The organism is Actinosynnema sp. CA-299493 (genome assembly GCF_050946825.1).
Taxonomy (GTDB): domain Bacteria; phylum Actinomycetota; class Actinomycetes; order Mycobacteriales; family Pseudonocardiaceae; genus Actinosynnema.
The window spans coordinates 6,350,044-6,369,443 of the sequence record NZ_CP191993.1; the positions used below are offsets into that span (position 1 = coordinate 6,350,044).

At 67.6% G+C, this 19,400-nt stretch carries 17 protein-coding genes and 3 pseudogenes; 10 read left to right on the forward strand and 10 right to left on the reverse strand.

Annotation, left to right across the window (positions count from 1 at the left end; all coding sequences use genetic code 11):
• Positions 1–207: 207 nt before the first annotated feature.
• Positions 208–1,530: a helix-turn-helix transcriptional regulator gene (locus ACQPYE_RS26420; protein WP_498715154.1), complete on the forward strand. Its 1,323-nt coding sequence runs from the start codon at positions 208–210 to the stop codon at positions 1,528–1,530.
• On the opposite strand, the gene cutA is transcribed toward ACQPYE_RS26420, so the two are convergent.
• Positions 1,527–1,853 (reverse strand): divalent-cation tolerance protein CutA, encoded by a 327-nt coding sequence (cutA, locus tag ACQPYE_RS26425; protein ID WP_498715156.1) that lies wholly within the window; start codon positions 1,851–1,853, stop codon positions 1,527–1,529. The two genes, ACQPYE_RS26420 and cutA, sit on opposite strands and share 4 nt — an antisense overlap.
• Before the next feature lie 243 nt (positions 1,854–2,096).
• On the opposite strand from cutA, the gene ACQPYE_RS26430 reads away from it, so the two are divergent.
• Complete coding sequence (locus tag ACQPYE_RS26430; RefSeq protein ID WP_498715158.1) at positions 2,097–2,402, forward strand: transposase; 306 nt, start codon at positions 2,097–2,099, stop codon at positions 2,400–2,402.
• 557 nt (positions 2,403–2,959) lie between these two features.
• Positions 2,960–4,225 carry a group II intron reverse transcriptase/maturase gene (gene ltrA, locus ACQPYE_RS26435; RefSeq protein WP_498715160.1) on the forward strand — a complete coding sequence of 422 codons (1,266 nt, stop codon included), beginning with the start codon at positions 2,960–2,962 and terminating at the stop codon, positions 4,223–4,225.
• 980 nt (positions 4,226–5,205) lie between these two features.
• Here ltrA and ACQPYE_RS26440 read toward each other — a convergent pair.
• On the reverse strand, positions 5,206–6,078 hold the full coding sequence (locus tag ACQPYE_RS26440) for an IS5 family transposase (RefSeq protein ID WP_498715164.1): 873 nt from the start codon (positions 6,076–6,078) through the stop codon (positions 5,206–5,208).
• 285 nt (positions 6,079–6,363) lie between these two features.
• On the opposite strand from ACQPYE_RS26440, the gene ACQPYE_RS26445 reads away from it, so the two are divergent.
• On the forward strand, positions 6,364–6,768 hold the full coding sequence (locus ACQPYE_RS26445) for an integrase core domain-containing protein (RefSeq protein ID WP_498715166.1): 405 nt from the start codon (positions 6,364–6,366) through the stop codon (positions 6,766–6,768).
• Here the strand turns inward: ACQPYE_RS26445 and ACQPYE_RS26450 are convergent.
• From ACQPYE_RS26450 to ACQPYE_RS26460, 3 genes are all read right to left on the reverse strand, one after another.
• Positions 6,753–7,952, reverse strand: coding sequence for a hypothetical protein (locus ACQPYE_RS26450; protein WP_498715169.1), 1,200 nt, complete (start codon positions 7,950–7,952; stop codon positions 6,753–6,755). The two genes, ACQPYE_RS26445 and ACQPYE_RS26450, sit on opposite strands and share 16 nt — an antisense overlap.
• A gap of 17 nt (positions 7,953–7,969) precedes the next feature.
• Positions 7,970–8,293, reverse strand: coding sequence for a hypothetical protein (locus ACQPYE_RS26455; RefSeq protein ID WP_498715172.1), 324 nt, complete (start codon positions 8,291–8,293; stop codon positions 7,970–7,972).
• A 479-nt stretch (positions 8,294–8,772) separates the two neighbouring features.
• On the reverse strand, positions 8,773–9,855 hold the full coding sequence (locus ACQPYE_RS26460) for an integrase core domain-containing protein (protein WP_498715174.1): 1,083 nt from the start codon (positions 9,853–9,855) through the stop codon (positions 8,773–8,775).
• 96 nt (positions 9,856–9,951) lie between these two features.
• Here ACQPYE_RS26460 and ACQPYE_RS26465 point away from each other — a divergent pair, with 96 nt between their 5' ends.
• On the forward strand, positions 9,952–10,224 hold the full coding sequence (locus ACQPYE_RS26465; RefSeq protein WP_498715176.1) for a hypothetical protein: 273 nt from the start codon (positions 9,952–9,954) through the stop codon (positions 10,222–10,224).
• 76 nt (positions 10,225–10,300) lie between these two features.
• On the opposite strand, the gene ACQPYE_RS26470 is transcribed toward ACQPYE_RS26465, so the two are convergent.
• The gene (locus ACQPYE_RS26470; protein WP_498715178.1) at positions 10,301–10,576 is read right to left on the reverse strand and encodes a hypothetical protein; all 276 of its coding nucleotides are present in this window, start codon (positions 10,574–10,576) and stop codon (positions 10,301–10,303) included.
• 34 nt (positions 10,577–10,610) lie between these two features.
• Positions 10,611–11,006: a DUF6247 family protein gene (locus tag ACQPYE_RS26475; RefSeq protein WP_498715180.1), complete on the reverse strand. Its 396-nt coding sequence runs from the start codon at positions 11,004–11,006 to the stop codon at positions 10,611–10,613.
• Positions 11,007–11,147: 141 nt separating this feature from the next.
• Here ACQPYE_RS26475 and ACQPYE_RS26480 point away from each other — a divergent pair.
• From ACQPYE_RS26480 to ACQPYE_RS26490, 3 genes and pseudogenes are all read left to right on the forward strand, one after another.
• Positions 11,148–11,882: pseudogene (locus tag ACQPYE_RS26480) on the forward strand (transposase); the annotation flags it as partial.
• A 145-nt stretch (positions 11,883–12,027) separates the two neighbouring features.
• Positions 12,028–12,807: a transposase family protein gene (locus ACQPYE_RS26485; RefSeq protein WP_498722940.1), complete on the forward strand. Its 780-nt coding sequence runs from the start codon at positions 12,028–12,030 to the stop codon at positions 12,805–12,807.
• A 10-nt stretch (positions 12,808–12,817) separates the two neighbouring features.
• Positions 12,818–13,364: pseudogene (locus ACQPYE_RS26490) on the forward strand (transposase); the annotation flags it as partial.
• A gap of 369 nt (positions 13,365–13,733) precedes the next feature.
• On the opposite strand, the gene ACQPYE_RS26495 reads toward ACQPYE_RS26490, so the two are convergent.
• The gene (locus ACQPYE_RS26495; RefSeq protein ID WP_498715182.1) at positions 13,734–14,876 is read right to left on the reverse strand and encodes a sigma factor; all 1,143 of its coding nucleotides are present in this window, start codon (positions 14,874–14,876) and stop codon (positions 13,734–13,736) included.
• A gap of 508 nt (positions 14,877–15,384) precedes the next feature.
• Between ACQPYE_RS26495 and ACQPYE_RS26500 the strand changes: the two genes are divergently transcribed.
• Positions 15,385–17,160 (forward strand): GNAT family N-acetyltransferase, encoded by a 1,776-nt coding sequence (locus tag ACQPYE_RS26500; RefSeq protein WP_498715183.1) that lies wholly within the window; start codon positions 15,385–15,387, stop codon positions 17,158–17,160.
• Here the strand turns inward: ACQPYE_RS26500 and ACQPYE_RS26505 are convergent.
• Both ACQPYE_RS26505 and ACQPYE_RS26510 read right to left on the reverse strand, forming a co-directional pair.
• A complete protein-coding gene (locus ACQPYE_RS26505; RefSeq protein WP_498715185.1) occupies positions 17,096–17,827 on the reverse strand; it encodes an AMP-binding enzyme in 732 nt (243 codons plus the stop codon). The two genes, ACQPYE_RS26500 and ACQPYE_RS26505, sit on opposite strands and share 65 nt — an antisense overlap.
• A 222-nt stretch (positions 17,828–18,049) precedes the next feature.
• Positions 18,050–18,307, reverse strand: a complete 258-nt coding sequence (locus tag ACQPYE_RS26510; RefSeq protein WP_498715186.1) for a hypothetical protein — start codon at positions 18,305–18,307, stop codon at positions 18,050–18,052.
• Positions 18,308–18,723: 416 nt separating this feature from the next.
• Between ACQPYE_RS26510 and ACQPYE_RS26515 the strand changes: the two are divergent.
• Positions 18,724–19,379 (forward strand): annotated as a pseudogene (locus ACQPYE_RS26515) (winged helix-turn-helix domain-containing protein); the annotation flags it as partial.
• Between the last annotated feature and the right edge of the window lie 21 nt (positions 19,380–19,400).

Below are 19,400 nucleotides of genomic sequence, written 5' to 3' on the forward strand. Positions count from 1 at the left end.
CCGGTGCAGATCCCCTGGTCAGCCTTGTCCCCATCCTTTGGTGCTCCCGCCAGGGATTCGAACCTGCGCGCACTGCGGCTACAGGTCGCCGTCAACGGACTCTGCTCATCGTTCGGCGGACAGCGCTCGGCACGGATGTACCTGCCGAATGTTGTGGAGCTACGATCTGTGACCAACTGCACCGCTCTAGTAATCATGGGGGCGCACGTGTCCGACGACGCCGACAGCAAGGCCAGAGGTGTGGACGCGTCAGCGGGCGTGGCACGTCCAGACGGCGGTGATGTAGGTGGGGCGGCTGCTTCCCTGGCCTCGGAGATCAAGCGTCGTCGGGGCGAGGCGGGGTTGAGCCAGCCGCAGCTGGCGAGAAGGATCGGCTATACGCGTCAGTACGTCTCCTACGCCGAGCGGTTGCAGGCGAATCTGCCGTCGCTGGAGATCGTGCGTGCCATCGACTCGGCGTTGGAGGCGGGCGGGGCGCTCGTCGCGCTCCGGGGCAGGGCGAAAGAGGAGCAGAACCTCGTTCGTCGCGCGGTGTGGCGGCGCGGGCAGGACGGGACCGATGTGGGAGGCGACGTGGACCGGCGTCAATTCCTCGGGGCCGCAGCGGGTGTCGCGCTGGGCGCGTCCGACGTCTTCGGGTCGTCCTCGGGTGTCGGTGGTGGCGATGTCGATCGGCTGGTCGCGCGGACGGCGCGGCTGCGGCGGTTGGACAACTACCTCGGCGGCCGTGACACCTACCGTCTCTACGCCTCTGAGCTGGAGGGGACGATTTCGTTCATCCGCCAGGCGCGGTGCACCGGGGCGACCCGCAAGCGCCTGGTCGGGGTGGTGGCCGAGCAGGCACAGCTGACCGGCTGGGCGGCGTTCGACGCCGGCATGCACTCCGAGGCGAGGCAGCGCTACCAGACGAGCCTGACCATGGCACGTGAAGCCGAGGATCCGGCGCTGGCGGGCAATGCCCTGGCGTTTCTGGCCTACCAGGAGGTGACGGTGGCGCGGCCGAACGTCGGCCTGGCCGAGTCCTCCTGCGCGGCGGCGGACGGGGTGACGCCGCGGGTGGGGGCGCTGCTGTCCGAGCGCAGGGCCTGGACCTACGCGGTGGCGGGCGACGCGGCCAACGCGGACCGGTCACTGGCCCTCGCGCGCGAGCAGTTGGCCCGCTCGGATGACCGGCCCGAGCCGGACTGGGTCTACTGGGTCGACCAGACCGAGATCGACATCATGACGGGACGGTGCTGGGCGGAACTGCACCGGCCGTTGCGCGCCGTGCCGGTGCTGGAATCGGCGTTGTCACGGTTCGACGACACCCAGGCACGGGACAAGGCGCTGTACCTGACCTGGCTGGCCCACGCCCTGCTCGACGGGCACGAGATCGAACGCGCCGCCCTGGTGGTCACCGAGTCCTTCCGACTTGCCGACGGTGTCGGGTCTGTGCGTCCGCTGAGCCGCATCCGACAGGTCGCACGCCGACTGGAACAGCACCGCTCCCTGCCCGCGGTGGCCCGGATGTTCGACGCCGTGGGCGCCTAGGCTTCCGGATCGACCGTCCGCCTCAACCACGCGAAGTACGCGGGAGAACCGTCGACCAGCGCCGTCGCGGTCACCTCTGGATTGCTCCAGGGATGCTCGGCGACCAAATGGTCGCGCAGTCGGGCGAAGCGGTCGGCGGTGGTCTTGAACAGGACCTGCCACTCCTCGCCCTCACCGAGCTCGCCCAGATGCCAGAACACCGAACCGACCGGGCCGACCACCTGCGCACCGGCGGCCAGACGCGCCCCGACTGCGGACCGCGCCAGCCGAAAGGCGGCCTCCCTGCTCTCGGCCGCGGTGGACACCTGAACGAACCCGGTCACGCCAGGCAGCATAACCCCGCATGATCACCTTGTTCGACAGGGTCGACACACGACGGGATACATCCCCGCACACCACCGACCCACTCCGACAGCGGATCGACTGCAGCGGCGGACACCGTCGCCATCCTCGCCCTCGTGGCATGAAATCCGGTGTCCGGTCATCGGGGACAACTTCAAGGTGAGGTTGTCCCCTTGAACCGGACACCCTGATCCCAGACAGCGGTCTGGGGAAGGATGTTCCCCGTGTCAGGCAAGTCGAAGTACCCCGAGCGGTTCCGCAGGGACGCCGTCGAGCTGGCCCGCTCCTCGGACCGGCCGTTGCGGCAGGTCGCCCGCGAGTTGGGCGTGAACCACGAGACCCTGCGCAACTGGGTCCGCACCGCCGAACAGGCTCAGGCCGGTCCCGTGGACTCGGCGACTGCGGTGGACCAGGAGGAGCTGCCGGCGCTGCGCAAGCGGGTGGCGGAACTGGAGTTGGAGAAGGACATCCTGCGCAAGGCGGCCGCGTATTTTGCCAGGGATTGTGTCCTGAACACGAAAGGGAGCTGATCGTAGGGCAGCTTTCGGAAGTGATGCTGTGCGGAAGATGAAGGTATGGCCCTTCGGAGCCGCCCTACGGGGGGAGGCTTCAAACCGCCTCATGCCGCGTTGGCTGAAGACCGTCGTGGTGAGCGATGAGGAAAAGGCGTCGCACGAGGCGTCAGGTGGGGATCGGGAAGACGAACGCAAGTGAATCGCTGCTGAAGTGTCGAAACAAAACCAGACGACATCAAAACCGGGGCGTTCCTCAAGCTCCGGGATGAGCCTGACGGGTGCCCGTCTATTGGTCAGGCGGTGTCCGGCATGCAGGCGACGTGAGCCCGATCTGCGGCTTTCGCATGGAACAGGAGAAGGCAGGTCTCGGCACTACCTACCGCTTCTGGCGGTTGGCGAGAGGGAGCTCTCCAAGCAGCTGACTCTGCAAGGGGCTGAGTACCGATACGGGACCTGCCGGCGGACCGGCTCGTAGTAGCGGTGAAGCCCTTGTAATGAGGGTGGAGCGAAGGGGTCGGGTCGTTCGTGACTGAGTTGATCGCATCAACCGGACATGGTCCGGGAGGAGTTCGGTGGACCAGTTGAAGTCATCGACCAAGCCGTTTGACATCTCGAAGTGGGACGTCAGGAAAGCCTGGGAGGAAGTCAAGGCGAACAAGGGTGCGCCCGGGGTTGACGGTCAGAGCGTCTACGAGTTCGAGAAGGACCTGAAGGGCAACCTCTACAAGGTCTGGAATCGCATGTCGTCGGGCTCCTACTTTCCGCCTCCGGTGCGTGCGGTGGAGATTCCCAAGCCGCATGGCGGTGGCATGAGGATGCTCGGCATCCCCGGTGTCGCCGATCGTGTGGCCCAGACCGTGGTGGCCCGGCATCTGATGCGAAGGGTGGAACCGATTTTCCACCCGGATTCCTTCGGATACCGGCCCGGGCGGTCGGCCTTGGACGCGGTGGGGAAATGTCGGGAACGCTGCTGGAAACGGGACTGGGTGGTGGAGTTCGATATCGCCGGGTTCTTTGACAGCGTGCCCTGGAACCTGCTGGTCAAGGCCGTGGAAGCCCACACCGACGCCGTCTGGGTGAAGCTGTATGTGAGACGGTGGCTCGAAGCGCCGCTCGCGATGCCAGACGGCAGCCTGCTGAAGCGGGAACGCGGGACTCCGCAAGGAGCCCCGGTGTCTCCTGTACTGGCGAATCTGTTCCTGCACTATGCGTTCGATGCCTGGATGGCCCGGGAGTTCCCGACCGTCTGGTTCGAACGCTACGCGGACGATGCGGTGTTGCACTGCGTCACCGAGCCCCAGGCCCGTCAAGTGCTGGCCGCGCTCACGGACAGGATGGCCGAGGTCGGACTGGTCCTACATCCGACCAAGACCCGGATCGTCTACTGCGCGGACGGGAACCGTCGACGCTCCTTCGAGCACACGACCTTCACGTTCCTCGGGTACACGTTCCGCGCCAGGAAGAACCGGAGCCGACAGGGGAACCTGTTCCTGGCGTTCGACCCGGGCATCAGCAGACATGCGTTGACGAGGATCGGACGGGAAGTGCGGAGTTGGCATCTGCACCGTCGAACCGATCTGCCCTTCCGGGAGCTCGCCCGCAGGGTCAATCCGAAGGTGGCGGGCTGGATCAACTACTACGGCCGTTTCCGGCCTTGGGAGTTGATTCCTTTCGTGATGCGCATCAACGCCTACTTGGTGCGTTGGATCCGCAAGAAGTACAAACGGCTCTCAGGCAAACGGAAGGCGCTTGCGAAGTTGCAGGAGATCGCCCAGCGGTATCCCCGCATGTTCGCGCACTGGCGCCTCACGCCAACCGTGACCGCCGTACTGGTTTGATGATCAGGACGACAAGAGCCGTGTAACGGGAGACTGTTACGCACGGTTCTGTGAGGGCCGGGAGGTGAAACTCCTCCCGGCTACTCGGCGATGGGTCGTTGACCCGCAGCTACCGGTTCATCTCCGAACACCGCGCCGTCTTCGGCGTCACCCGGCTGTGCAGGGTCCTGGGCGTACGGCGTCCGGGCTCTACGAATGGTTGGCCGCGGCCCCGGCCAGGGCGGAGCGGGCCGCGGACGACAAGCGCCTGGCCGCCGAGATCGGGGAGGTCCACGCCGGTCACCGGGGTGCCTACGGGCGTCCGCGGATCGTCGCCGCTGTGCCTGCCGAAAACCTCATCCATGCAGGTAGGGGACGTATAAGTCCAAGAGGCGTCAAGCGCTCACGGGAGGGCTGCCATCCGCAGTGCCGTTGGCTGACGCGGCATGATGACCGGCTGTGCTGCTCCGAATGGCCTACCTGGGCGTGACCAACACGTTCGCGTTGCTGCGCCTGCTGCCCATGAGCGATCGGGACAAGGACGTGGAGATCCTGGGGCTGCGCCACCAGATCATGGTCCTGCAACGCCAACTCGGAGACACCCGCCCACGGTTCTCCCCCGCCGACCGGGCATTCCTCGCGGCACTGCTGCACCGACTCCCGACGCAAGCACTTCGTCGACTCCGACTACTGGTACGCCGGAGACAGTCCTGCGATGGCACCGCGACCTCCTCGCCCGCCGCCACGCAGCCAGATCCCGCCCCAAGCGGCCCAGCCGACCACGAACCATCCGCTCGATCCGACTCCTGGTACTACGCCTAACGCACGAGAACCCCACCTGGGGCTACCGCCACATCCACGGCGAACTCCTCGTCCTCGGCATCACAGTCGCCGCCTCCACCGTCTGGCAGATCCTCAAAGACGCCGGAGTCGACCCGGCACCAGAACGCGTCTCCACGACCTGGTCGGCCTTCCTCCGCTCCTAAGTAGCTGTTTCCGAGCTACCGGGGTCTGGTGAGTCGGCGGCTGGTGATGTGGATCATGGACCAGCGGACCATGGCCTCGTGGTGGTGGGGTAGGCGTTCGTAGTCGCGGACGCAGCGGCGGTGCCCGGTGATCCACGCCAACGTCCGCTCCACCACCCACCTGCGGGGCAGCACGGTGAAGTACGGCACTTGCGGGCGTTGGACGATCTCGATCACCAGACGAAGTGTCTTTCGTGCCCAGTCGATCAGAGGGCCGGTGTAGGCGCCGTCGGCCCACACCAGACGGACCCGCCCGCCGGCGGTGTCGCGCATCCGGCGCAGCAGGCTGCGGGCGGCGACCCGGTCCTGCGTCGAGGCGGGCGTCACCAACACGGCCAACAGCAAGCCCAGGGTGTCCACGACGATGTGCCGCTTGCGGCCGGCGACCTTCTTCCCTCCGTCCCAGCCACGCGTGGCCCGGCCCACGGTGGCGGCGGCGCGCACCGACTGCGAGTCGACCACCGCCGCCGAGGGTGCCGCCTCCCGGCCCTCCGCCAGGCGGACGCGGTCACGCAACGCGTCGAGCAACCGCTGCGACGCACCGGCCTTCTCCCAGGCGGCGAAGCGCTTGTAGACCGTCTGCCAGGGCGGGAAGTCGACGGGAAGTGCCCGCCACTTGATGCCGTTGTCGACCACGTACAGGATCGCGTCCACGATCACCCGGCGGCAGTGCTTCTCCCACCGTCCGCCCCGACCGGCCAGGCACGCCGGATCCGGCAACAACGGGTCCAGCTCGGCCCACTGCGCGTCGGTGACGTCGGTGGGATACCGCGCCGTCCGTCGCGCGGGCTGGTGGGAGGCGGACAGACGACAGCACGGGGCACCCGCGGTGGACCCGCCCGCGGGCATCGGGCACGATAACAACGGAACTCCTGGTGGAACGGCGCATAGACACCGTCCGATCTACCAGGAGTTCCTTGTGTCCGCACCAAAGGCCCTTCACCAGCCCAAGCTCGGAAACGGACACTAAGCCCACGCGATCCTGGCCTGCGACTTCTCCGAGACCACCACCCTGAGCGGCACCCGTCTTCACGTACTCGCGGTGATCGAGCACGCCAGCCGCCGAATCAGAGTCCTCGGCGCCACCGCACACCCGACCACCTCCCGGGCACCCAAGCCGCCAGGAACCTCGTCATGGATCTCGAGGAGGCGGGTGGTTCCGCGCGATTCCTGATCCGCGACCGGGATGGAAAGTTCCCCACCCTGTTCGACGCCGTCCTCGCCGACGCCGGTGTCCAGGTCCTCCTCACCGGTGTCCGGATACCGCGCATGAACGCGATCACGGAACGCTGGATCCACAGCTGCCGCCGAGAACTCCTCGACCGGACCCTCATCCGGAACCAACAACACCTACTCCACGCACTACGCGAGTACGAGAAGTTCTACAACACCCACCGCCCCCACCAAGGCATCCACAACGCACGACCGCTACGCGCCCTGCCACATCCCGTCACCGACCAAGTCGCAGTCACCCACCTGGATATCCGCCGGCGGCAGCGGTTGGGCGGCATCCTCAACGAGTACTACCAGGCTGCCTGACCTGCACGGACGACATTTTCGGCAGGTACACGGTCGACCTCGCGGCGTTTCTGCCCCGGCACGTGCGGCTGGTCGCACTGGTCGGCGTAAACCAGGTCGAACGCCGACCGCAGGTGCTGGTATGCCTGCCGCCACTGGCCGCGGGAGGAGAGCAGCGCGGCTATCGACTCGTGCAGCTCCACCAGCGGCTGATCCAATGCCGCCTCTGTCATGTGTGCATCGCTCGACCTCCGCGCGGTTTGCTGGTGATGCAGTCGCGCCCAGATCTGCATGACCTGTTCGGTCTGCTCGTCCAGCAGGCCGCACGTGGTCACGAACGCGCGCACGCTGTCGGGCTTGGTCGGCAGTACCCCACGGGCCGGATCCAGCATTCGGTGCACGCTGCCGTGCGGCACCTTCGCCATGCGGGCCAGGCGACGCGCCGGAAAACCGGAGTTCGCACGGATCCGTTCCAGCATCTCGGCGAACTGCCGAGGAGTGTCTGCCCGCAGGTCCTCCGCCGCGGTGGGCACGCACGGCCTCACGACGTCGACTTCTGCCCTGGCGACGGCCGCGACAGCCCCCGGCTCTCCTACCTGCTCGCTAACCCGGTGGTTGATGAGGATCCGACCATCAGCAGACTCCACCGGGTCGTCGGCCTCCCAGTCGGGCTCGGTGGGCAGCGTCATCGCCGCCGCTGTCCTACGCATCAGGGCCTGAATTAAGGGCCGGAGGACCGTGCGGACGGATTTGACCAGCACGTCCTCGACTAGGGTTTGGTCGTAGAGCCTGTTCAGGCCCGCCGCATCGAGTTCGTCGCGTATCAAGCTATGCACGTCGATCACGCCGCTGCGGTTCTTGTCAGACTCGGTGCCAGCTGTGCTGGTTGGCGGGGTCCAGACCTCCAAGCCCTCGAAGCCATCCCGGCCGTCGATTCCCTCCTGGCCGCACCGCGCCGTACGCCAGAGCTCTTCCATCCGTTGGCGCTGTTCCAGCGTGGCGTCCAGATGGAACACCACCAGCGTGTAGTGCGCCAACGGCAACAGCCAGCCGCACTTCACCGCGAAGTCGAACCACGTCGGCAGCCGCCGGGCTCCGGGCTGCCCCCGATGCAGTCGGAGGATGGCCTCGTGCAGTTCCCGCAGGGCTGGGTTGCCGCGCTCACGCGCGGCAACCCAGGTCGACTTCACCGCTCGCGCCGTCATCGGCCCCACGACGCCCCCTAGACTCCGGTGGGCCCGTCAGGCCCACCGGACAGGCGGTCGAACAGTCGGCGCAGCCACGCGCCCAGCATCTTGGGCTCCGCGCGGGAGGCCAGCAGCACCCCGAACAGCAGCGCCAGCACCAGCAACACCGCGTAGAGCGGCGTGGTTGCGTACAGCGACGCCACCACCATCACCGCAATGCCCGCGAGCACGAACAACACCAGTTCCAGCGCGTGCACCACACGGGGACCGCGGCTACCCAGGCCGTTGCCGCGGGGCGACTGCCCGTGTGGCTCGTTTCCGAGCGGCTCGCCCTGGGTGCCACCAGACTTGTTCGCCATGGCGGACCACTTCCCTTCCACAAGATCACGAAGTGCCCCGCCCGGCGCAGTGACGTCTTCGGACGGACCCTCGTAGTGAACATGACCAGCCAGCCTTCGAGCCGACACCCTGTGCGAGCGGCCCCCGCAGGAACCCCATCGCACCTCCGGCGCGCAGTCGCGTTGCGCTCCGAACGACCTGCCTCACCAACATTGACCCGCCGGTGGGCTGGAGTGCGTACCAGTCTGCCCGTGCCTGATCCACACAGTCACATTCCCGCTGCGCGTGCTGTCCCACGCTGTCCCAGCGGACCCGCGCGGCACGCCGTGTACACGGGCTACCCTCGACTCAGCCCCGTTTAGGGGGCACCCCTGAGCAAGCGATATGACCAGCCAGCCCAGGGTCGACGGGCCTCCCGGTCGCGCGGGAGGCCCGTCAACCAGCCACCACAAGCTCCGACCGGCATGCCCTGTGCCGCTCGGAAAGTCATCGCTCCTGGTCAGGCGGCATGTCTGTATTCGTTGATGAGGCCGCCGAGGATGCGGGTGCGAAGCACTCTGTGGGTGTCGAGGTCGTGCACCGCGGCGGGGTGTCGCTGGCTCTCGGGTGGTAGTTGGTCGCGGGCTTGGTGGGGTCTGTGTCTGTTGTAGTGGTCTTCGTAGGTCTTGAGGACCTGTCGTGCGTGGGTTTCGCCGGTGATGAGGATGTGGTCGAGGAGTTCGCGTCTGATGGTGCCGATGACCCGTTCACAGTGGGCGTTCATCCGCGGTGCCTGCGGTGCGCTCGTGATCACGTACAGGTCGTCGGTCTGGAAGACGGTGTCGAACGTCTGGCTGTACTTGCCGTCGCGGTCGCGGAGTAGGAAGCGCAGGGATTCCATGCGTGTTCCGAGGTCGGCGGCGAGGTTCCTGGCTTGCTGCGTTGTCCAGGCCTGGGTCGGGTGGGCGGTGACGCCGGTGATGTGCAGGCGCCTGGTGCCGTGTTCGAGGAACGCCAGGGCGTAGAGCCTTCGACCGAGCACGGTGTCGAGGTGGAGGAAGTCGGCCGCGATGATGCCCTGGGCCTGGGCGGTGAGGAATTCTCGCCAAGTCGGGCCATCACGGCGTGGTGCCGGGTCGATGCCCGCGTAGCGCAGGATCCGCCAGACCGTCGAGGCGGCGATGCGGTGGCCGAGTCGGGCCAGTTCGCCCTGGATCCGCCGATGACCCCACCGTGGATTTTCCCTGGCAAGCCGCAGTACGAGCGACTTGATCGCCGCTCGAGTCGGTGGACGCCCGGTGCGTCGACGTGCAGAGTAGTCCCATTTGCGGACCACGAACCTGCGGTGCCAGGCGAGCAGGGTGCCCGGCGTGACCGGGAAGACCTCCCGCCACCGCCGCCGGTCCACCAACCCGGACAGGGCGGCGAACCAGAACCGGTCCACGGGCTCGTAGCGGACCGGACCGGCGAGTTGCCGACGGAGTACGGCGTTCTCGTGGCGCAGCACGAGCAGCTCGGCGTCCTTCGCCGCTTGACCGCGCAGCAACACCGCCGGGACGGACAGCAGCTTCCGGGTCACCTTGTACAGCAGGGACACGATCACCCGGCCATGCTCCCAAAGACGACGGCGCCCTCGTTCTACCAGCGGCGATGACTTTTCGAGCGGCACAGGATCGTCGACCGGCTCGGGAAGCGGCGGGTGCTGCTGGCCCGCGCGGCGCGGGCGCTGGACGTCGCGGGCGAGCGGGTCGACCTGGTCTCCGACCACCACCCGGTCGCTTCGGTGCTCTGCGGCTGCGCCCGCGAGCTGCACGAGTTCCTGGGCCGGGCGGACTCGTTGGGCCGTGACTACCCGCCGGAGGTGGTCGCGCTGCTGAACGAAGCCAGAACAAAGCCCCTACCAGGGAAAATAGAATTAGCGCAGGAAGAATGCGACTATTGGGTGCCGTTGAATTCGGTTCGACGCTGTTGAACCCGTCCAACGGCTCCCATTTTGCTCCCACTGCCTGCTCCTACATGCTGCTCAAGACCCCGAACCGCCAATCGGATCAGGAACCGTGGTCGCAGTCGAAGGACACCCAGGTCACCAGCAGCACATCCACCCGGTCCTGGGAGGTCAAGAGCAGATAGGTAATCAATCCGAGCCCTTGGCCGAACGTGAGGTGGAACAGCCCGCCATCCGGATTGTCCGGGTTGAGCGGGCTGCCCCGCTCGGGCACCAGGGTCAGGACTTCGAACGCCTCACCCAGCGCGACAAGCGCCTCAGGCGGAAGCGCACGGATCTGCTCCTGCGCATCAGGATCGATGTCGAGGGTGTACGCCATGATCGTGGTCGACCGCCGCCTGGGTTACCGGCGACTACAGACCCAACTCCGCTCGCAACTCGTCCCACGACACACTGCCCGGCCGGGAGACACCCGCACGACGGACTTCGACGGTGGTGTCCACCAGCCGACGGGCCGCCTCCGGGTCCTCGCGGGCCAGCAGTGCGACCCGCCGCCACACCTGCAAGGTCGACCGCAATTGGTCCAGACGCAGAGTCCGCCGGGCCGCGCTCAACGCGGCATCGAAAGCCGCATCGAACTCGCCGGCATGCTCCGGCAGCAAGGCTGCACGGATCAACTCCGGCGAACCGAACAACTCAGCCGCCCTGCCGTCACCCACCCACTCGGGCGCCGACTCCAGACCATCCACGTCCGCCGCCCGGCCGACAGGCCGGTCAGGCTCGGACGAACGGGCAGCCGGAGAGCTCACACACTGGATAGTAGACCCAACCGCTGAACGAGCAATGCTTGAGACCTGTGGATCGGCCGGTGAAGGGGCGTACCTTCCCGGTGATCGAGTAGCTGGTCCCAAACAAGCCGACGTTGGCGCGTCGGTTGGGAAGGCACGCCCATGCTTACCGTAGTCCCCGACCCCGCTTCCGGTGACGACCGCCCGGTCGCCGGCGAGGAGTCGTTGATCGACCGGATCGTCCGCGAGGGCGCCCGCCGGATGCTGGCCGAGGCGTTGCGGGCCGAGGTCGACGCCTACATCGCCGCGTTCGCCGACGAGCGTGACGAGCACGGCCGCCGTCTGGTGGTGCGCAACGGCCACCACCAGCCGCGCGAGGTGCTCACCAGCGCGGGCGCGGTGGAGGTGACCGCGCCGCGGGTCAACGACAGGCGCACTGACCCCGACACCGGTGAGCGGAAGCGGTTCTCCTCGGCGATCCTGCCCGCCTGGGCGCGCAAGACCCCGAAGATCACCGAGGTGTTGCCGCTGCTGTACCTGCACGGCCTGTCATCCGGGGACTTCGTGCCCGCGCTGGGGCAGTTCCTCGGCAGTGGGAAGGGCCTGTCCGCGCCTGTGATCACCAGGCTGACCGAGCAGTGGAAGGCCGAGCAACGCGCCTTCGCCGAACGTGACCTGTCCGGTGTGGACTACGTCTACCTGTGGGCGGACGGCATCCACGTCAACATCCGCCTGGAAGAACACAGACTCTGCCCGCTGGTCGTGATCGGGGTCCGTGCCGACGGCCGCAAGGAGCTCGTCGCCCTGGCCGACGGCTACCGCGAGTCGACCGAGTCCTGGGCGGACCTGCTGCGTGACTGCGCCCGACGCGGTATGACCGCGCCGGTACTGAACGTTTTTCATCCTGGTAGGGATGCGGTGGCAGGCAAGGGATGTGGGCCACAAACCGGCGATCGTCGGCGTGTCGGTGCCGCAACGGGATGAAGCCCTCGGTAGGAGGACTGTCGACCAAGATCAGTCCTGTTGTTACCGAAGGCTTCACATGCTGTTCTACCGTGCCGCGCTGCCGTTGTCACATCGGACCCTGACCTTCGTCTCCGGCGTGGTCCGCGCCCACCGCCGACAGTCCGGATCGGTATGGCGCAGGCTCGACCCGGGTCAGCAGGCCCTGCTGGTGCTGGTGTACCTGCGCAAGGGCGAGACCTTCGCCGAGATCGGCGCCGGGTTCGGCGTCTCCACCACGACGGCCTGGCGCTACGTCAACGAGACCGTCGAACTCCTGGCGGCGCGGGCCCCGAAACTGCGCGAGGCGCTGCGCACGGCGAAGCGTCGGGGCATGGCCTACGTGATCGTCGACGGCACGCTCATCCCGATCGACCGCGTCGCCGCCGACCGGCCCTTCTATTCGGGCAAACACCGCATGCACGGGGTGAACCTGCAGGTCATCGCCTCACCGGACGGCACGATCCTGTGGGTGTCGGGCCAACTGCCCGGCAGCACGCACGACACCGCCGCCGCCCGGATATGGCAGATTCTCGCCGCGCTGCGCGAGGCAGGGTTGATCGCCCTGGGCGACAAGGGCTACCACGGCTACGACGAGACCGGCCACCATGTGATCACCCCGTACAAGGGCCGCAACAAGCCACAGTCGCAGAAGGACGCCAACCGCGCCCACGCCCGCCTGCGCGGCCCGGGCGAACGCGCCAACGCCCAACTCAAGACCTGGCGCGTCCTGCGCAAACTACGCAGCTGCCCCTACCGCGCCGGCCGCCTGGCCAAAGCCATCCACGTCCTACAGAACTACGAGACCACCGCAGGATGAAAAAGGCTCACTGGCGGTCGGCGACGGCGCCCTGGGGTTCTGGGGCGCGCTGCGAGAGGTCTTCCCCGGCACCCGCGCTCAACGCTGCTGGTTCCACAAAATCGGCAACACGCTCGCGGCACTGCCGAAAACCGCCCACCCCGGTGCGAAGAAGGCCTTGGCCGACATCTGGAACGCCGAGGACAAGCGGCACGCCATCGAGGCGGTCACCGCGTTCCAGACCGCCTACGGCGCGAAGTTCCCCAAAGCGGTCGCCAAGATCACCGGCGACCTCGACGAGCTACTGACCTTCTACGACTACCCGGCCGAGCACTGGATCCACCTGCGCACCACCAACCCGATCGAGTCCACCTTCGCCACCGTGCGGCATCGCACCAAGGTCACCAAGGGACCCGGGCTCGCGAGCCGCCGGCCTGGCGATGGCGTTCACACTGATCGAGTCCGCCCAGGCCCGCTGGCGGGCGGTGAACGCACCACACCTCGTCGCACTCGTACGAGCCGGCGCCACCTTCGTCAACGGCGTCCTGGTCGAACGACCCGACGAGGAAGCCGCCTAAAGAACTTGATCCACAGGTCTTGACGATAGCTCCCACTGAACGTCGGGACACCACTGCAATCCAGGTGCCGTACACGAGGTCCTCGCAGGCGAACAGGCCAGCCGCAGCGCTGGCGCGCAGGACCGCTGTGCACAGCAAGTCGTCCTCCAGGCCGCACACTCGACTGAGGCGCGGCATCGACCGCCGCCAGGCGCGACTGCAGGATGCCGACTCCGCGCCAGGAGGCCGAACCGCATGACAAGCATCTGACCTGTATGGGTGGAATTTTCGGCAAGCACAGGGTTGGATCAAGCCCCTTTTCAAGGTCTTGGGCTTCGTACGCTTTCGAACATGGATGAGGTTGTCGGCAGGCGCACAGTTCAGCGCTGCTCATCGCATCAGCAGCAACGCCCAGTCGCCGTGGTGGTTCTCCGGCCGTACAGTGACCGTGATCTCGCCGCCGGCCAACGGCACGGTGTGCGCCGACACGTAGCCGTCGTAGGTCCACGATCCCACGGTACGGGCCACACCTCCGAAGTCGATCAACACCCGGCCTGGGGCATTGGTGACGAAGCGGTAAGTGCCCCGCTCCGGCAGCACTGCCGTCACCTGCTGGACGCGGCTGGGTCCGGTCGGGTCCGACCGCAGCAGGACCTCGCCATCCTCCAGCGCGACCTGCCCCTCGACCGACCAGAGCTGCGGAGGGGGCGGCGGCAGCGGGTAGTCGTCGACCGGAACCGGCTCCCCGATCGACACCCGCACTTCCAGGCCCGGTGGCATGGACGGTGGGGCGACACCCGGGACCTGAGGCTCCGGGAACACCGTTACGGTCACCAAGGCTTCCCCGCCGGCCACCAGACCGCGCCAGTCGGCGGTCTCCGAGGGCAGACCACCACAGGGCGTCTCGAACGCAGGGACACCGTTGACCGCAACGGCCGCACGGTAACCGGGCGGATGGCCCTTGCCGAGCACACATTCGGTGAACACCTCGGGCAAACCAAAGCGCGGCCGGTAACGAATGGTCACCGGGCCGGGCGCCGAAGCCACTCCTTTCGCCACGATACGGGTGCCATCGCGATATTCCCCTTCACGGTTCGGCGCAGAAGGAACGACGGGGACCCCGACACCGGGTTCACCTCCCCGGTACAACTTCATCGTGGTTACAGCCGCGCCTACCAGTAGCAGACACGCCACCACGGTCAACACCCGGCGCTGACGACCGGCCCGCGCCTCGTCTCCGACCGCCACCATCCGCAGCACGTGCACGTGCACGTCCTCGGTCTCGTGCGGGGCGGCCTCCGGCCCAGAGCGCCGCTCCCGCCGCCACCACGCGGCGTAAGCTCTGATCAGGATCCGATGCGCGTACGGCTCGGGAGCGCGACGGACACGCCACCAGGCCCGCAACACCCGTGCCAGCACGGTTCGTAGCAGATCCTCGGCACGCACGGCATCACCCGTCAACAGGTATGCCGTACGCGACAACCACGGCGACGTCCTTCTCGCGAACTCCTCAAAACCCTTCGGTAATCGCATCGTTCTCTCACACCTTCCCTCGCCACGCCACTACTAACCACGACAGGTCCATCCGTGATCGGTGTCCGGCGTTGTCGATCAGCAGTTCCGGCTTCCGACTGGCGGTCATCGAACACGATGGAGAATACGCGGAGCACGGGCCTCCAGCACATCGTCCACCAGATGCGGCCCGTTCCGGTGGAGTCGAGGCTGCGGTGGCAAGGTACAGGAGTTACGCACGCTTTATACCGGATATCGCCGTCCACTATCGGTCCGCGATGTCGCCGACACCCGCAACGACTGGGCGGCATCCTCATCGAGTATCGCCACGCTGCCTGAACTGCACGGACAACATTCTCGGCAAGCACAGCGCCAAATGCGTGAACACCAGGACCAAACCGATCAAGCGCCGGACGTACGGAAGAGCCAGCTTCGACCTCCTACGACACCGCATCCTCTTCGACTAACTTCACCATCGAAAGTGCGCCAGAGCCACTCGTTTTACAGTCCTCCGTGGGAAGGTCGAGGCATGGACGAGCTGACGGGAGCGGTGGCGCTGAGGGTGGCGCGACCGGAGGAAGCGGAGGCGTTGAGCGGGCTGGTGATGCGTTCCAAGGCGCATTGGGGCTACGACGAGGCGTTTCTGGCCGACTGCGAGGAGGCGCTTCGGCTCCGGCCCGCTGAAGTCGTCGAACGGCGCGCGGTGGTCGCCGAACGGGGTGGCGTGGTCCTGGGTGTGGCCACGTTGGAGGGGGACCCGCCGGACGGTGAACTCGGCCTGCTGTTCGTGGAGCCGGACGCGATCGGCAGTGGTATCGGACGGGTGCTGTACCGACACGTGATGGACGAGGCGGCGCGGCTGGGGTTCGACCGGGTGACGATCGAGTCCGACCCGCACGCCGAGCCGTTCCACTTGGCGATGGGAGCGGAGCGAACGGGCCAGGGCCGGGGACTGCCCGTGTTGGTCGCGTGGCCGGTTCGTCCGGAGCCGTTGTGGTCGGTGGTGTGGCGTGAGGGCGGACCCACGGTGCACGTCGGCAACGTCGCCGAGTTCAACGGCCAGTTCAGCGGTGAGGTGAGAGGGCCGGACCACTACTCCTGTCTGGCCGCCTTGTGCGGGCCGCGGCCCTCGTTGGTCGTTCTTCCGCAGCCGGTCGACGAGTGGTGGGTCCGGGACGTCAGTGCCGTGCTCGGTTGGGGCGAGGTGGAGGTGCACAGCGGGATCGCGGGGGACGGCCGCGTGTCCGACGCGATCCTGGCCCGGCCGGAGCTGCTGGAACGCCTCACCTCCCGTGGAGCACTGGTGCTGCCGTGGGGCCGCACGACGGCGTTCGACCGTATTTCCCCGTCACCAGACGGGGTGGTGCAGGCCGTCAGGCGGTACGAGTCCAAGAGGCAGGCTAACGCGCTGTTCCGCGCGCTGGCTCCGGAACACCCGAGAATCGTCGTCCCCGAACAACGGTTGGTCGGTTCACGTCGCGCGCTGGCCCGGGAACTGGCCGCAGGGAAGCGGGTGGTGTTGAAGGAGGAGTACGGCGTCGGCGGTTCCGGCACCGTCGTCGTGTCCCGCGAGGGGCGCCGGGCGCCGGCACGGCGATGGGCGGCAGGTGGCCTGCTGGTGGAGGAGTACGTGGAGGGATCAGGCCCGTACCGCGATCCCACCTTCGACGCCGTCATCGACGCCGACGGCGAGGTTCACCCGGTCGGCGTCGGGCTGATGGACGTCGACGGCACCAGTTACCGAGGCGTCACCGTCGGCCCGGGTGCCCTGCCCAGTCCGCTCAGCGACACAGCCGTCGGCTTCGGGGTCGCGGTGGGCCGGACGTTGTCCGAGGAGGGCTACCGGGGTTGGTACGACGTCGACTTCGTGACCGCCGGGTCGGGCCGCCTCGCTCCCATCGAGATCAACCTGCGACTCACCGGGCCGGCCGTCGCGTTCCACCTCCAAGCCGCCCTCGACCGCCGGCGTGGAGGACGCCACCTCGTCCGCACCCTCGATCGGCTACCCCTGGGCGCACGGCTGCCCTCGGGGGCGCTGCGCGACCACGTCGCCCGCACCGCACGACGATGCCGGGAGCTCGGAGCGACCCTGCTGGTCACCATCCCGACAGCCGCGTTCGACCCGGTTCCCTACCTGGGCGTGGCGCTCGCGGCACGGGACGGGCAGTCCCTCGTGGACGCCGAAGCCGCCGTCCGCGACGCGAACGCGGCCCTGGGCGGGATGTTCGCCGATCTGGAGGTCAGGCCACGCGACGGTCGCGGGCCGCGAACACGACGAGTACGGCCGCGGCGATCATCAAGGTGATGTTGAACCCGTAGACGAGGGCGGCCTGACGACCCCAGTCGTTCTTGGCGACGAGCCGGTAGAAGTTGTCCTGAGGCCACCAGGCGACCAGCAGCCAGACGATCGACAGGTGGGCCGACGTGGTCAGCCAGGGCGAGCGCCCCAGACCGGTCACCCGTCCCCGGCCCGCTGACAGGAACCCGATGCCCGCGCCGAAGGACAGGCACTCGGCCACGTAGAGCCCGGTGAACAACCCCGCCCACGGCTGGGGCACCGCCGACAGGTCGGTGGAGCCCGGCCAGATCAGGTCGGTGAGCAGGAACGCCAACACGGCGACGATCCCACCCAGGTACAGCCCGCCCCTGGGTGTCACATCGCCGTCGGACCAGGCACCCTTGCCACCCATCGCCCGCCCCGGCAGCACCGGGAGCGGAAGACCTTCGAGGTCCACCTCGCCGGAACTCGTGCGTGGCAGGGAGTCCAGCGGGATCACGGCCCGTGGAATGCGGCTGTACCGCAGACGAGGTGCCGAGAGGAACGCCCGGACCCTCTCCAGATCGATATAACCGGTGGCGACGACGTACGCGACGAGCACGTCCTTCCGCCGCCCGACCGGGATCGTGGTGACCACGCACTCGACCACCCGTGGATGCGCGAGGATCTCCGCTTCTACATCGTCATAGGCCATAACGGTTCTTCCTCCGGGTCGTCGGGAGAGTCGGGTTCCTACCGTGGATCGTCTCGGACGATCCGTGGGAGCGGATCAAGCCGTTGCTGCCGTGCAGGCGATCGCGAATCCGGACGAACCGCCCGACGCAAGATCAGATGCCCTTTGGGCCACGACGGACCGGCCTCGGTCGTGAGCAGGGGTGAACCGGATACGTCCGGGCCGCTCCTGCTCACCGGGATGTCAGGCGATGTCAAGGCCGGACGTGGTGGCGGGGCTGACCGCCGTCGCCGTGTTGATCACCTCGTTGTCCTGGGGCAAGGCGTCCGAAGGGCCGGACAGTTCGGCCACGGCCCGGAACGTCACGTTGCCGTGCGTGGCGTCCTCTTGCGTGGCGGTGAAGGGTATGACGACCTCGATCGCCTGGTCGGAGTCGTCGTTGGTCGGCGGAGAGGCGTGCGCGACGCCGGTCGCGAGCAGGCTGGTCAACGCGGCTGTCAACAAGGCCGACCACGGTCTTCGTGATGTGCGCATGCTGGATGAACCCCCTAAATCTCCGATCCCGGAACCCCTATCCGCCCCCGATCGGGTGGTCGACCAGTCAACCCGATCGTCAGCACGCTGCTCAGGCGATCGTCACCTGAGCGACACGATCGGCCCAACAACGCCACTCGAACAGGCGCATCGAACCCGGTCGTGCCAGGACTCGCCCCGATCGGCCAAACGAAGTCGCCGTGCTCGCCGCACTGACGCGCAGACTCGAGCCACCGGGAGTACTTCGTCGTCAGGGGCGACTTCGATACAGCGGAACCGGAGCGCAACCGGCAGGTGTTCGGTGCACCGTTACAGAGGTTGAATTCGTGATGGCGGTGGAGCTGGCCCGTGACGTTTCTTGATCGTCGGGGTATGCCGGGTGGGTGAGGTATGCGCAGGGTGGTGGCCTGACGCCCTGCGGGCAGCGGGCGCGGGAGCGGATCCGACTTCAGGCCGGTGAGTGGTTCGCCCGTGGCGAGAAGACCGCCGTGGTCGCCGCGGAGCTGCGGGTGGGTGTGCGGCAGGTGGAGAAGTGGCGCCGGTCCTGGCGTGAGGGCGGCCTGGACGCGCTGCGGTCGGCGGGTCCGATGTCGGTGGAACGGCTCTCCCCGGCCCAGGGGGAGCGGCTGGTGCGGGAGTTGGGCAGGGGGCCGCTGGTCCACGGTTGGGACGAGGGCGGAGGCTGGACCCTGGGCCGGGTCAGGACGATGATCTGCCGGTTGTTCCGCATCGGCTACACCGTGCAGGGCGTGTGGCGGTTGCTGCGCTGGCACGGCTGGTCGCTGCAGGTCCCCGCGCACCGGGCGATCGAACGCGACGAGGACGCGATCGGGGTCTGGCACGAGGAGGTGTGGCCCTGGGTAAAAGGCTCGCGGCGGACCTGGGCGCCGTCATCTGCTTCGAGGACGAAGCGGGCCAGGGACTGAGACCACCGAAGGGGCGCAGCTGGGCACCACGCGGACGGACCCCGGTGTTCATTGTGCGTGGCCGCCGTGCGGGCTGGGTGTCCATCGCCGGGGTGCTGTGCTTCGCACCCGACACCTGTGGGGTTCCACAACTC